Source organism: Streptomyces sp. NPDC059909 (assembly GCF_042730885.1).
Taxonomy (GTDB): Bacteria; Actinomycetota; Actinomycetes; order Streptomycetales; family Streptomycetaceae; genus Streptomyces.
Genome location: NZ_JBHWKX010000024.1, coordinates 1 through 12,662, shown reverse-complemented (window position 1 = coordinate 12,662; position 12,662 = coordinate 1). Strand labels below are relative to the sequence as shown.

Below are 12,662 nucleotides of genomic sequence, written 5' to 3'. Positions count from 1 at the left end.
TACACCCGGTATCGGCGGGGGTCGTCGGAGGGCGCGGTCCGGACCCGGCGTGTGAGAATCGAAACCGCTCACATGTATCACCAGCGAGCAGGAGACACAGCACGATGCGCATCGGAGTCCTCACCGCAGGCGGCGACTGCCCCGGCCTGAACGCAGTGATCCGGTCGGTCGTGCACCGTGCCCTGACCGGCCACGGCGATGAAGTCATCGGCTTCGAGGACGGGTTCAAGGGCCTGCTCGACGGCCACTACCGTCCCCTCGACCTCAACGCCGTCAGCGGCATCCTCGCCCGCGGCGGCACGATCCTCGGCTCCGCCCGGCTCGAGCGCGCCCGGCTGCGCGAAGCCGCCGAGAACTGCGAGGAGTTGGCCCGCCGCTACAGCCTCGACGCGCTCATCCCCATCGGCGGCGAGGGCACGCTGACCGCCGCCCGGATGCTGGCCGACGCCGGCATGCCCGTCGTCGGCGTGCCCAAGACGATCGACAACGACATCTCCGCCACCGACCGCACCTTCGGCTTCGACACCGCGGTCACGGTCGCCACCGAGGCCATCGACCGGCTCAAGACCACCGCCGAGTCCCACCAGCGGGTCATGGTCGTCGAGGTGATGGGCCGGCACGCGGGCTGGATCGCGCTGGAGTCCGGCATGGCGGGCGGCGCGCACGGAATCTGCCTGCCCGAGCGGCCCTTCGAGGTCGACGACCTGGTGAAGATGGTCGAGGAGCGCTTCGCCCGCGGCAAGAAGTTCGCGGTCGTCTGCGTCGCGGAGGGCGCGCATCCGGCCGAGGGGTCGATGCCGTACGAGAAGGGCGCGATCGACCAGTACGGCCACGAGCGCTTCGCCGGCATCGGCAACCGGCTCGCCATCGAGCTCGAGCACCGGCTCGGCAAGGAGGCGCGTCCGGTCATCCTCGGCCACGTCCAGCGCGGCGGCGTCCCCACCGCGTACGACCGGGTCCTCGCGACCCGCTTCGGCTGGCACGCGGTGGAGGCCGTGCACCGCGGCGAGTTCGGCAAGATGACCGCGTTGCGGGGCTCGCAGGTCACGCTGGTGCCGCTGGCGGAGGCGGTGGCGCAGCTGAAGACGGTGCCGCAGGACCGGGTCTTCGAGGCGGAGTCGGTCTTCTGAGGCTTGTGAGGCCTCTGAGGTTGCTGAGGCTTCTGAGGCCTCACGGCGCCTGAGCACGGGCCCGATCGCCGGACGGGTCACGGAGCCCTACCCCGGGGCCAGCTCCCAGAAGTGGTCCACGACCCGGTCGAGGAACTCCCTGCCCGACTCGCCCGTGCCGCCCGACGCGCCCCAGCTGGACGTCGTCACCATGCGCGCCTGGTAGTCCGCGTGCAGCTGCTGCAGTACGGCCTCGAGATGCCGCTTCGGCATCGGCAGCAGCTTCGCGACCGGGCGTACGTACGCCTGCCACCGCGTCGTCGCCGCGCTGCGCAGCAGCTCCGCCAGCTCGTCGTTACGGCCGGTGGCGGTGAGCAGCTCGCGCGGTGAGAGCGAGAGGGCCTCGGCGAGGGCGGCGGTCTGGCGTTCGCTGCCGCGCCAGCGGTTCGCTTCCTCCGTCTTCCGGTACGAGGACACGTCCATCCCCACCCGGCGGGCGAGGTCCTCCACGGTCATGGCCCGCGCCATCCGGTGCTCGCGCAGGGTCCTGGCCGCGCCCAGCAGGTCACCGGGCGCACACCACAGCACTCCGGCCAGCGCCGTCAGCTCCTGGGAGTTCGGCGCCAGCTGTCCCCGTTCCCAGGCCACCACGATGTCCGGGGCGATCTGGAGTCCGTACTGAGCATGGAGACCGTAGGCGACGTGGCCGGGAGCCATTCCCAGCGCCTCGCGCAGTCGGCGGGCGGCGGGGGCGTTGAAGGGCGGGGTGGAGTGCACGGGCACACGCTAGGAGCGGAAAGGGCATTCTGACTACGGTGCGTTCACCCAAGGTCACAACTCGTAGGAACGTCCAGAAATGCGGGGGCCCGGTTCCGTGCCGGAGACGGACGGGTCGACACGCGTAGCGTACCAGCGGGTAGACACCGGTCGGCAGGCGTCCGGGGCACAGGCACCCTCGGAACAGGCGCCATCGGAGCAGGCACCCTCCGGAGGATTCAGCGGCCGGACGGGATCCAGCGGTACTGGAGCTCGGGGCGGCCGATCTGCCCGTACTGGGGGCTGCGGGCCGCCCTGCCCGCGGTGACCAGGTGCTCCAGATAGCGGCGCGCGGTGATCCGCGAGATCCCGACGGCCGCGCCGGCCTCGGCCGCGGTGAGCCCGGCGGGGGCGTCACGGAGCGTGCGGGTCACGGCCTCGAGCGTGGGCCCGCTGAGGCCCTTGGGGAGCGCGGCCGGCTGGGGCGTGCGGAGCGTCGCGAGCGCCCGGTCCACCTCGTCCTGTCCCGACGCCTCGCCGGCGCTCGCGCGGAACTCGGCGTACCGGTCGAGCCGGTCGCGGAGCGTGGCGAAGGTGAAGGGCTTGAGGACGTACTGGACGACCCCGAGCGACACGCCCTCGCGGACGATCGCGAGGTCACGGGCGGACGTGACGGCGATGACGTCGGCGGAGTGGCCCGCGGCGCGCAGCGCGCGCAGCAGCTGGAGCCCGTGCCCGTCGGGCAGGTAGAGGTCCAGCAGGATCAGATCGACGGGCGTCCGCTCCAGCACCCGGTGCGCCTCGGCGCGCGAATGCGCCACCCCGGCGACGGTGAACCCCGGCACGCGCCCGACATAGAGTGTGTGCGCGTCGGCGGCGACGGGGTCGTCCTCGACGACGAGCACGCGTATGCCGTCATCGGCGGTCGGGCTCATGTGCTCACCTCCGCGGCTCGCAGCGGCAGCCTCACGGTGCTGTGTTCTTCCGGGGGCAACCCCCGGACCCCCGGCCGGCTCATGTGCTCACCTCCGCGGCCCGCAGCGGCAGCCTCACAGTGAACTCCGCGCCCCCGTCCGCTCCTTGGCCCACCTCCACCGTTCCCCGCCCACGATGCGCGGCCTGGCGGACCAGTGCCAGTCCCAGGCCGCGACCCGGGCCCCTGGTCGACCAGCCGCGCCGGAACACGGCGTCCGTGTCGCCGGGGCGCACCCCCGGCCCGGTGTCGGCGACGCGCAGGACGAGTTCGTCGTGGTCGGTGCGGACGGTGACGGTGACCCGTGCCCGGGCCGCCCCGGTGGCGCGTTGCGCGGGCACGCCGCCCGCGCCCGACGCCGCCTCGACCGCGTTGTCGATCAGGTTGCCGAGGATGGTGACCAGGTCGCGCTGGGGGAGCCACGGGGGGAGGACGCCGTCGTCGAGGCGGCTGTCGTCGGTGAGGACGAGTTCGACGCCGCTCTCGTTGGCCTGGGCGGCCTTGCCCAGCAGGAGGGCGGCCAGGACCGGTTCGGCGACCGCGGTGACGACGCGGTCCGTGAGGGCCTGGGCCAGCTCCAGCTCGGCCGTGGCGAACCGGACCGCCTCGTCCACGCGGCCCAGTTCGATGAGGGAGACGACGGTGTGGAGGCGGTTCGCCGCCTCATGGGCCTGGGCGCGCAGGGCCTGGGTGAACCCGCGCTCCGAGTCCAGTTCGCCCGTGAGGGCCTGGAGTTCGGTGTGGTCCCGCAGCGTCACGACCGTACCCCTGCGTTCGCCGCCCACCACCGGCTGCGTGGAGACGACGAGCACCCGGTCCGCGGTCAGATGCAGCTCGTCGACGCGCGGCTCGCTCGACAGCAGCGCGCCCGTGAGCCCGGGCGGCAGCCCCAGTTCGTCGACGCCCCGGCCCACCGCGTCCGCGTCCAGCCCGAGCAACTCCCGGGCGCCGTCGTTGATCAGGGCGATCCGGCGCCGTCCGTCCAGCATCAACAGGCCCTCGCGCACCGCGTGCAGCGTGGCCTGGTGGTAGTCGTGCATGGCGCTCAGCTCCGCCGCGTTCATCCCGTGCGTGTGCCGCCGCAGCCGCGCGTTGATCACATACGTACCGACCCCGCCGAGCACCAGCGCCGCGCCCGCCATCCCCAGGAGCGCGGTCAGCTGCTGCCGCACCTGCTCGCTGATCCTGTCGATGGTGATGCCCGCGCTCACGAGCGCAACGATCCGGCCACTGTCCCGCACCGGTGCCACAGTCCGTACCGAAGGCCCCAGCGTCCCCGTGTACGTCTCCGAGTACGTGCGCCCGCGCAGCGCCTCGTCGATGTGCCCCAGATACGTGCGGCCGATCTCGCCCGGCTCCGGATGCGTCCACCGCGTCCCGTCCGGCGCCATGATCACCACGAAGGTGACGCCCGAGTCCTTCCGCAGCCTCTCCGCATACGGCTGGAGCACCGCCGTCGGGTCGGCGGACCGCGCCGCGGCCACCACCGACGGAGAGTCCGCCACGGCCGTCGCGGTCGCCGTCGTCTGCCGCCGCGCGGTCTCCTCGGCCTGCGCGCGGCCGGTGACGTACGTGAAGAACGCGAACCCGGCCACGATCGCGGCGACCAGCACGACCTGCATCGCGAAGAGCTGGCCGGCGAGGCTGCGGAGGCGCGGTACGTACATGCCGTAAGTCTGCCTGGCCGATTTCGTGTGAACGAAACGTACGTAAGGGTGACCGGGGTCACAGGCTGATGAATAGTCGCGGCATCGAGGACATCCGCCGGGACGTGGATGTTCGTCAGGCCGAGGAGGAATCCCCGTGGCAACCCCACCAGCAGCCGCAAGGCGGGACCGCACCCATTATCTCTATCTCGCAGTCATCGGCGCCGTCGTCCTCGGCATCGTCGTGGGCTTCGCCGCACCCGGCGTCGCCGTCGAGCTCAAACCGCTCGGCACCGGCTTCGTGAACCTGATCAAGATGATGATCTCCCCGATCATCTTCTGCACGATCGTCCTCGGCGTCGGATCGGTCCGCAAGGCCGCCAAGGTCGGCGCGGTCGGCGGTCTCGCCCTCGGCTACTTCCTGGTCATGTCGACGGTGGCGCTCGCCATCGGCCTGATCGTGGGCAACCTGCTGGACCCGGGCTCGGGCCTGCACCTCACGGAGGCCGTGAAGGCCGCCGGCGAGAAGCAGGCGGCGGGGGCGCACGAGAGCACTGCCGACTTCCTCCTCGGGATCATTCCGACGACCCTGGTCTCCGCATTCACTGAGGGCGAGGTGCTGCAGACCCTGCTCGTCGCTCTCCTCGCGGGCTTCGCGCTGCAGGCCATGGGACCGGCCGGTGAGCCGATCCTGCGCGGTGTCGGACACATCCAGAAGCTCGTGTTCCGCATCCTGGCGATGATCATGTGGGCGGCCCCCGTGGGTGCCTTCGGCGCGATCGCGGCGGTGGTCGGCGAGACCGGCGTCGACGCCCTGAAGTCGCTCGCGGTCATCATGATCGGCTTCTACATCACCTGTGCGCTCTTCGTCTTCGTCGTCCTGGGCACGCTGCTGCGCCTGATCGCCGGGGTGAACCTGTTCTCGCTGCTGAAGTACCTGGGCCGAGAGTTCCTGCTCATCCTCTCCACCTCGTCGTCGGAGTCCGCCCTGCCGCGGCTCATCGCCAAGATGGAGCACATGGGCGTCTCGAAGCCCGTCGTCGGCATCACCGTACCGACCGGCTACTCCTTCAACCTGGACGGCACCGCCATCTATCTGACGATGGCGTCGCTCTTCGTGGCCGAGGCGATGGGCAATCCGCTCTCGATCGCCGAGCAGATCTCGCTGCTCGTCTTCATGGTGATCGCGTCGAAGGGTGCGGCGGGCGTCACCGGCGCCGGGCTGGCGACCCTGGCGGGCGGCCTGCAGTCGCACAGGCCCGAACTGGTCGACGGCGTTGGCCTCATCGTCGGCATCGACCGCTTCATGAGCGAGGCCCGCGCCCTCACCAACTTCGCGGGCAACGCGGTCGCCACGGTCCTCGTCGGGACCTGGACCAAGGAGATCGACAAGCAGCGGGCCGCCGAAGTCCTCGCCGGACGCATCCCGTTCGACGAGGAGACCTTCGTCGACGACCACGCCCCGGCCGGCGGCGCCTCCGCGGACGTCCCCGAACCGCGGGACGACGAGGACGAGCTGGTGAAGGCGAAGGCCTGACCCTCACCACCCCCTGCGGGCCCCGGCACCGAGCCGGGGCCCGCACCCGTGCGCCCGTACCGGCCCGTACTCAGCCCGCCGGAAACCCGTACTCAGCCCGTCGGGAACGAGAACACGGCGCAGGTCGTCGTCCCGTGCGCGTACAGCTTCCCGTCCTCGGTCCCCACGACCCGCGCCTCGGCCGTCGCCGTCGTCCGCCCCACGTGCAGGGCCGTGCCCGTGACCCGCAGCGGCGGAGTTCCGGCGAAGACCGGCCGGATCAGATTCAGATTGAGCTGCGTCGTGGTGTAGGTGGAGCCCGCGGGCAGCCGGCTCATCACCGCCGAGCCGAGCGCGGCGTCCATCACCGCGGCGAGATAGCCGCCGTGCACGCTGCCCATCGGGTTGTGGAGGTGCTCGCCGTGCTCGGTCTCGAAGACGGCGAGACCGTCCCCGACCGCCACGAAGCGGAATCCGAGCGTGCTCATGATCGGCGCGGCGGGGAAGCGGCCGTCGATCCCGCCCTGGAGGATCTCGCGGCCGGTCATCCTCAGTACGTCGCCGGTCGGCCGTACCGGCGCGCCCCAGGTGTGCGTACGGGTCCGGGTGCTGGTGTCCATGCTCATACCGGGAATCCAACCCCGCCGCCCAGCACGAGGCGAGTGTCGTATCCGACGCGATCGATACGGTTTCCGACATGGAGGGGCCACGGGCGGGGGTCTATGGATGGCCGGAGGACCACGGGTGCCCAAAGGTGAGACCGTGGCCGCACACCGCGGCGCATCGAAACCTCGGAGCAACGGGAGAGGCGCATGCCGAAGTACCTCGTCCAGGCCAGCTACACCGCAGAGGGAACCAAGGGCCTGCTCAAGGAGGGCGGCACGGGCCGCAGGCAGGCCGTGGAGCAGGTCATCCGGTCGTGCGGGGGCACCCTCGAGTGGATGTACTTCGCCTTCGGCGACGACGATCTCTACTGCGTCATCGACATGCCCGACGACGTCTGCATGGTCGCCACCGCCATGACCGTCCGCGCCACCGGAGCGGTGAAGTCCAGGGTCATCCCCCTGATCAGCGTGGAGGCCATCGACGCGGCCACGAAGAAGACGGTCGACTTCCGGGCTCCGGGGGCCTGATCGGGCCCCCGGAGCCGGGTGTCCCGCCGCTCGGGACTCCGGCCGGCCGACGCAGGACCAGCGGGCGGCCGGATTCTGGTCGGGGGAGGTGGCCAGGTCGTTGCCTGTACGGCGCAACCCCCGCAGGTGCGCCGTACAGGCGTGGTTCAGGGCTCGGTGATGCCCTTGTGTTGGAGTTCTCCCGCCAGGGTGGCTGGGACTCTCACCTGGATTGCTCCGGTGAGTTCGACGGGTCATGCCCGTCCGGCGACTGCGCGCGGCCGGCGTGTTCGGGTTGGCCGGAGCCGCTGTCGTCGCGATCCGTCGCCCATCCCGCCGTGGCCAGGAACAGCGCGGCGGCCGCCCCCGCCAGCACGCGGCGTAACGGAGGATTCACGTCGACTCCTCGTCAGCCGAAGGGGATTCTGACGACGGACTGGTTGCCGATGCCGAGCGTGCTGCTGCCGTTGCCGATCGCGCTCCACACCTCGACGCGCACCTTGCCGCCCGTCAGGTTGCCGTGCGTACCGGTGGCCGACTGGAGGCCGCGCGCCTGCGTGTAGTGCTCGTATCCCGGCACGGGATCGGTGGCGAAGTAGTGGTACGTCTCCGTACGGTCCCAGGTCCCGTCTCCCGTGCGGTCGTAACTCACCCTCATCTGCTGGCCGTTGGCGACCGTCGTGCCCGCGTCCACGAACAGGTCGAACTGCGTCGAGCCGCCGTCGTACGTCCGCGTGATCGGGCCGGACGTGAACACCTGCGGGTTGTACGGAGTGCCGTCGTGGTTCGCGCCGCCGGCGGATGTGAGCGTGACCGTCGAGGACGAGGCGGCCGCGTCACCGGCGGCGCCGCCCGTACGCAGGTACAGCTGTGAGGACCCGGACGGCGGCGGGTCGGTCGGGTCCGGCGGGGTGGTGCTGCCGCCCCGCGTCCAGACGGCGACGTAGTCGACGAGCATCGGCCGGCCCGGGACGGTCGCGGCGGTCGGGGTCTTCCCGGCCAGCGCGTCCGGGAAGGCGCCGCCGATCGCGAGGTTGAGGAGGATGAAGTATCCCGCGTGGTCGGTCATGTTGGCCCAGGTGCCGGCGTCGACCCGGCTCTGGTTCACGCTGTGGAAGAGCTGGTCGTCCACGTACCAGCGCAGCTCGTTGGGGGAGACGGACCGGTCCCACTCGAAGCGGTAGGTGTGGAAGGCCGACTGGCAGCTCGCGCCGGGGCAGGTGCGGCTGGCGCCGATGCCCGTCGTCTCGTTGCAGGGGCCGCCCGGGTTCACGCCGCAGTGCAGCACGCCCCACACGGAGTTGATGCCGTTGACGTTCTCCATGATGTCGAACTCGCCGATGCCCGGCCAGTTCCAGTAGTTGCCCCGGTAGGGCGCGCCGAGTGCCCAGAAGGCCGGCCAGTAGCCCAGGGCGGCGTCGCCGGTCACGTTCGGCATCTGGATCCGGCCCTCGATGCGCAGGGTGCCGCCGGCCGGGGCCTTGAAGTCGGCGCGGCGGGTCTCGATCCGGGCGGAGGTCCAGTTGCCCGCGCCGTCCCGGAGCGGGGTCATACGGAGATTGCCGCTGCCGTCGAGGCTCAGGTTGTCGGGGCTCGACGTGTAGTTCTGGATCTCACCGGTGCCCCAGTTGGCGGGGCCGCCGGGATAGGCGTGGCCGGTGTCGATCTGCCAGTTGGTGGAGGACGGCAGGGACCGGTCGGGTCCGGTGAAGTCGTCGCTCCACTGCAGGGTCCAGCCGGGTGCGGGCGGTACGGCACCGCGCGCCGTTCCTGCGCCGCTGACGGCGAGGAATCCGGCGAGTGCGACGGCCATGGCGAGGAGTGCGCTGAACAGGGGAGTGCGTCTGATGCGGCTCGTACTCAAGGAACACCTCCGGAGGGGATGGTGCCGAGGGGGGCTTGAGAGCGCTCTCAAAGGTTTTGTAGATGGAGCCAGGGCAGCCGTCAATGACTTCGCTCCGTCAACTTCCCGAAGCTGCATGGTGGTTGGTGGCAATGACCGGTCGGACCGCTGCCGCCACCAGTGATCTTCGGTGCCCTGCCAGCCTTCAACAGGACGGTGGGGCATCGCATTCTTGACACGCGACGCGGAAGCGCCACAGCAGCACTTCGGAATGCTCTTCTACAGCTGGGCGGTTCTGCTGCTCGATGTATCGGCGGACTGCCGACAGATCCGGCGAAGCAGGACCCGGCCCAGAGGCGTTGTGCTCGCCAGTAGTGCCGTTCGAGGTCGGGGGAACTCCGGCAGGGGTGCGATCAGCAGCTCACCGGCGCCCGGCTCCTCACCCGGCGGGTGAGTCGGCCGTGTCGTCGATCGTGGTCCCTTCACCCGTGGCCCGGAAGCCGCTGTTGCCGGTACAGCCCACGGGGGCAGCTGACCCCCGGCGGCGGGCCGCTGACCCCGGCAACGGGCGGTTGAGCCGGTGACGGGCCGTTGACCTCGATGTTTACCTCCAGGTGAGTACCTGACTTTTTTGTCGGTACTTGTGTGGTTGTGCGTGGCACAGAAGCATGATCCGTATGCCTACCGACAACACCGCGACCACCGCATCCACCACCGCCGTGACCGTCATCGGCCTCGGCGCGATGGGCCAGGCTCTCGCCGGAGCCCTCCTCGACGCGGGCCACCCCACCACCATCTGGAACCGCACCCCCGGCAAGGGCGACGATCTCGTCGCCCGCGGCGCGGTCCGTGCGGCCACCGCCGAAGAGGCCGTCCGCGCCGGCGAGCTGACCATCGTCTGCGTCGTCGACTACGACGCCGCGAACGCGATCCTCGAGCCCCTGGCCGACGCGCTCCGGGGCCGCGTCCTGGTCAACCTCACCTCGGACACCCCCGAGCGCTGCCGGGAGACCGCGGCCTGGGCGGCCGAGCGGTCCATCGCGTACCTGGACGGCGCGGTCATGGTCCCCACCCCCGTGATCGGTACCCCCGACGCGCTGCTCTTCCACTCCGGCTCCCAGCAGGCCTTCGAGCGCCACGAGTCCACGCTCAAGGCCCTCGGCGGCAACACCGTCTTCGTCGGCACCGACCCCGGTCTCGCCGCGCTGTACGACCTCTCCCTGCTGGACTTCTTCTACGGCAGCATCTCGGGCCTCGTGCACGCGTACGCCCTGGCCACGGCCGACGGGGTCAAGGCCGCCGACATCACGCCGTTCCTCGGCGCCATCGTCCACATCCTCCCGCCCATCGCGGAGTCCTTCGCGGCCAACATCGACGCGGGCAGTTACCCGGGCGTCCAGGCCAACCTCGGCATGATGGCCGCGGGCGTCGACCACATCCTCCACGCGGCGCGCCACCGTGGTCTCGACGTCTCCCACCTGGAGTCCATCAAGGCCGTGGCGGACCGGACGATCGCCAAGGGGCACGCGGCGGACGACTGGGCGAGCACGTACAGGACCATCACCGAAGGGGCGTGACGTCGCCTCGCGGCGGCAGCGCGCGGGGTGGGGCGGCACGGGCCGCCCCGTCGCCGGGTGCGTGCGGACCGGCGACCGCACGCGGGCCGGTCCGCGCCCCGGCGCACCACCGATCCCACCGGGTCGTCAGGCCTCGGCGTAGCAGGCGGCCAGGGTGCGGGCCGTCTCGGCGATGCGCGCCCGCAGTTCGGGCGGTCCGACGACTTCGATGTCCGCGCCCAGCGCGAGGAACTGCGCGTGGGCATGGTCGACCGACTCGATGGGCAGCACCGCGCGGATCCAGCCGTCCGGCTCGACAGCCGCGGTGTCGTCCCGGGCCCGGGCAAGAGCCCCCGTGAGGCGGGATGCCGCCTGGGGAGTCAGGCGGACCACGGCCTCGCCCCGGTACAGGCGGGCCTGGAAGTCCGCCTCGTAGCGCTGCCAGTGGTCGGCGAGATCGAAGCCGTCGGGGATCTCGAACGTCTCGTCCGTGGTGGTGAGTTCAAGGATCTGGTCGACCCGGAAGGTCCGCGGCCCCGGCCCGGCCACCACGTACCAGCGGCCCGCCTTGAGGACCAGGCCGTACGGCTCCAGGCGGCGGTCCACGTCGGTGGGCTCCTTCCAGCGGCGGTAGCGCACCGCCAGGACCTTGCCGTGCCGGACGGCGTCGGCGACCGCACCCAGATGGGGAACCTCGTCGGCCGCCGCGTACCAGCCGGGCGCGTCGAGGTGGAACCGGGCGCGCATCCGGTCGGCCTGCTCGCGCAGGGCCGGCGGCAGTGCGGCGCGCAGCTTCAGCTCGGCCCCCGCGAGGGCTCCGCCCAGGCCGAGTTCGGCCGCGGGCCCCGGGATGCCCGACAGGAAGAGGGCCCCCGCCTCCCCGGCGGACAGGCCGGTCAGCCGGGTGCGGTACCCCGCGAGCAGCCGGTAGCCGCCCGCGTGACCCGCCTCCCCGTACAGCGGCACGCCCGCTGCCGCGAGAGCGTCGACATCCCGGTAGACGGTACGGACCGACACCTCCAGCTCCTCGGCGAGCTGTGCGGCGGTCATCCGCCCCCGGGTCTGGAGCAGCAGGAGCATCGAGACGAGCCGACTGGACTTCACTGACACAAGGTGTCAGTGAACCGCTCGTACGGTCCAGCCATGACCTTCGCAGAGAAACTGCTGCGCGTACCGCCGCCGATCGAGGCCGGCGGCCGCAGCGTCAAGCGCTACCACGTCACCGCCGACCCCGACGGAATCGACCCCGCCGTCGAGAAGGCGGCGTACGACTTCCTCCCCGAGCTCCTGCCGGACCCGGACGGCACGCCTCCCGCCACCTTCGTCGTCCTCCACAGGGGAGCGGACGACGGCGCCTACCTGAACGCGTACAGCTGGGTGTGGGACAACGTCCTTCACTTTGCCGGCGCGGCGGCCGGTCAGCCGGTGCTGGGCTGCCCGGACCTGGACCCCACGCACTTCGTCAGGACCGTGTCGCCATGGATCGGCTGTGTCTGGGAGCTGCCGCCCATCCAGCACGAACGGGATGCCTGGGTCCGCCACATGCTGGCGCCCGACCGGCCCTCTCTCGCCGCGTATCTCGCCGACTCGTTGACCGAAGGAACCACAGGAGACCGCTCATGAGTTTCCTGAGTCAACCTCTATGCCGCCAGAGGCGTGTCGGCGGGCGTGCTGATCTTGTTGTTGGCCTGGTGGGTGACGGGGTCGTAGCAGGTGCCGTCGCGCCAGCATGCCCACATCACCCGCAGCCAGGCACGGGCCAGGATGCGGATGGCGTGGGGGTGTCGCTTCTTGCGGGCCCGAGCGTCGTTGTAGATCTTGGCGGCCCAGCCGCTGCCGTGCCGGCTGTTGTCGGCGAAGGTGGTCAGCGCGACGCGGGCCCTTCGGTTGGTCGCGAAGCGGAAAGCAACTGTGCGGGACTTTCCCGAGGCGCGGGTGACGGGCACAACTCCGGCCTCGGCGATGAGCTGCTCGCAGGTCTGTGCGCGTTCCAGGATCGGGCCGATCTCACCGATGACCTGTCCGAGGCTGACCTTGCCGATGCGCGGCATGCTGGCGAACAACGGCGCGTAGGGGTGGGTCTCGACTGCCTCGGCGATGGCCTTGTCCAGGGTGCGGATGGTGGTGCGTATGCCCTGCACCAGCTGGACC

At 71.1% G+C, this 12,662-nt stretch carries 12 protein-coding genes; 5 read left to right on the top strand and 7 right to left on the bottom strand.

Annotated features, from left to right (window positions below):
- The first annotated feature begins 104 nt into the window (after nt 1-104).
- Nucleotides 105-1,130 carry a 6-phosphofructokinase gene (locus ACFV9O_RS18110; RefSeq protein ID WP_385418765.1) on the top strand — a complete coding sequence of 342 codons (1,026 nt, stop codon included), beginning with the start codon at nt 105-107 and terminating at the stop codon, nt 1,128-1,130.
- A gap of 87 nt (nt 1,131-1,217) precedes the next feature.
- Here ACFV9O_RS18110 and ACFV9O_RS18105 read toward each other — a convergent pair whose 3' ends face one another.
- The 3 genes from ACFV9O_RS18105 to ACFV9O_RS18095 form a co-directional block, all read right to left on the bottom strand.
- Nucleotides 1,218-1,826 (bottom strand): helix-turn-helix domain-containing protein, encoded by a 609-nt coding sequence (locus ACFV9O_RS18105; protein ID WP_385419003.1) that lies wholly within the window; start codon nt 1,824-1,826, stop codon nt 1,218-1,220.
- A 278-nt stretch (nt 1,827-2,104) separates the two neighbouring features.
- Nucleotides 2,105-2,800 carry a response regulator gene (locus tag ACFV9O_RS18100; protein WP_385418762.1) on the bottom strand — a complete coding sequence of 232 codons (696 nt, stop codon included), beginning with the start codon at nt 2,798-2,800 and terminating at the stop codon, nt 2,105-2,107.
- 79 nt (nt 2,801-2,879) lie between these two features.
- Nucleotides 2,880-4,505 (bottom strand): ATP-binding protein, encoded by a 1,626-nt coding sequence (locus ACFV9O_RS18095; RefSeq protein WP_385418759.1) that lies wholly within the window; start codon nt 4,503-4,505, stop codon nt 2,880-2,882.
- A gap of 130 nt (nt 4,506-4,635) precedes the next feature.
- On the opposite strand from ACFV9O_RS18095, the gene ACFV9O_RS18090 reads away from it, so the two are divergent.
- The gene (locus tag ACFV9O_RS18090) at nt 4,636-6,021 is read left to right on the top strand and encodes a cation:dicarboxylate symporter family transporter (RefSeq protein ID WP_385419000.1); all 1,386 of its coding nucleotides are present in this window, start codon (nt 4,636-4,638) and stop codon (nt 6,019-6,021) included.
- Nucleotides 6,022-6,113: 92 nt separating this feature from the next.
- Here ACFV9O_RS18090 and ACFV9O_RS18085 read toward each other — a convergent pair whose 3' ends face one another.
- Nucleotides 6,114-6,626, bottom strand: coding sequence for a PaaI family thioesterase (locus ACFV9O_RS18085; RefSeq protein WP_385418757.1), 513 nt, complete (start codon nt 6,624-6,626; stop codon nt 6,114-6,116).
- A 186-nt stretch (nt 6,627-6,812) separates the two neighbouring features.
- On the opposite strand from ACFV9O_RS18085, the gene ACFV9O_RS18080 reads away from it, so the two are divergent.
- Nucleotides 6,813-7,133 (top strand): GYD domain-containing protein, encoded by a 321-nt coding sequence (locus tag ACFV9O_RS18080; RefSeq protein WP_385418754.1) that lies wholly within the window; start codon nt 6,813-6,815, stop codon nt 7,131-7,133.
- Between the two features lie 388 nt (nt 7,134-7,521).
- On the opposite strand, the gene ACFV9O_RS18075 is transcribed toward ACFV9O_RS18080, so the two are convergent.
- Complete coding sequence (locus tag ACFV9O_RS18075) at nt 7,522-8,925, bottom strand: glycoside hydrolase family 16 protein (protein WP_385418998.1); 1,404 nt, start codon at nt 8,923-8,925, stop codon at nt 7,522-7,524.
- Nucleotides 8,926-9,632: 707 nt separating this feature from the next.
- Between ACFV9O_RS18075 and ACFV9O_RS18070 the strand changes: the two genes are divergently transcribed.
- Nucleotides 9,633-10,532, top strand: a complete 900-nt coding sequence (locus ACFV9O_RS18070; RefSeq protein ID WP_385418752.1) for an NAD(P)-dependent oxidoreductase — start codon at nt 9,633-9,635, stop codon at nt 10,530-10,532.
- A gap of 126 nt (nt 10,533-10,658) precedes the next feature.
- Here ACFV9O_RS18070 and ACFV9O_RS18065 read toward each other — a convergent pair whose 3' ends face one another.
- On the bottom strand, nt 10,659-11,615 hold the full coding sequence (locus ACFV9O_RS18065; RefSeq protein ID WP_385418749.1) for a helix-turn-helix transcriptional regulator: 957 nt from the start codon (nt 11,613-11,615) through the stop codon (nt 10,659-10,661).
- A 39-nt stretch (nt 11,616-11,654) separates the two neighbouring features.
- Between ACFV9O_RS18065 and ACFV9O_RS18060 the strand changes: the two genes are divergently transcribed.
- Entirely contained in the window at nt 11,655-12,134 is a 480-nt protein-coding gene (locus tag ACFV9O_RS18060) for a hypothetical protein (RefSeq protein WP_385418747.1), read from the top strand.
- Between the two features lie 17 nt (nt 12,135-12,151).
- Here ACFV9O_RS18060 and ACFV9O_RS18055 read toward each other — a convergent pair.
- The coding region (locus tag ACFV9O_RS18055) for a transposase (RefSeq protein WP_385418744.1) at nt 12,152-12,662 on the bottom strand (511 nt) is incomplete at its 5' end.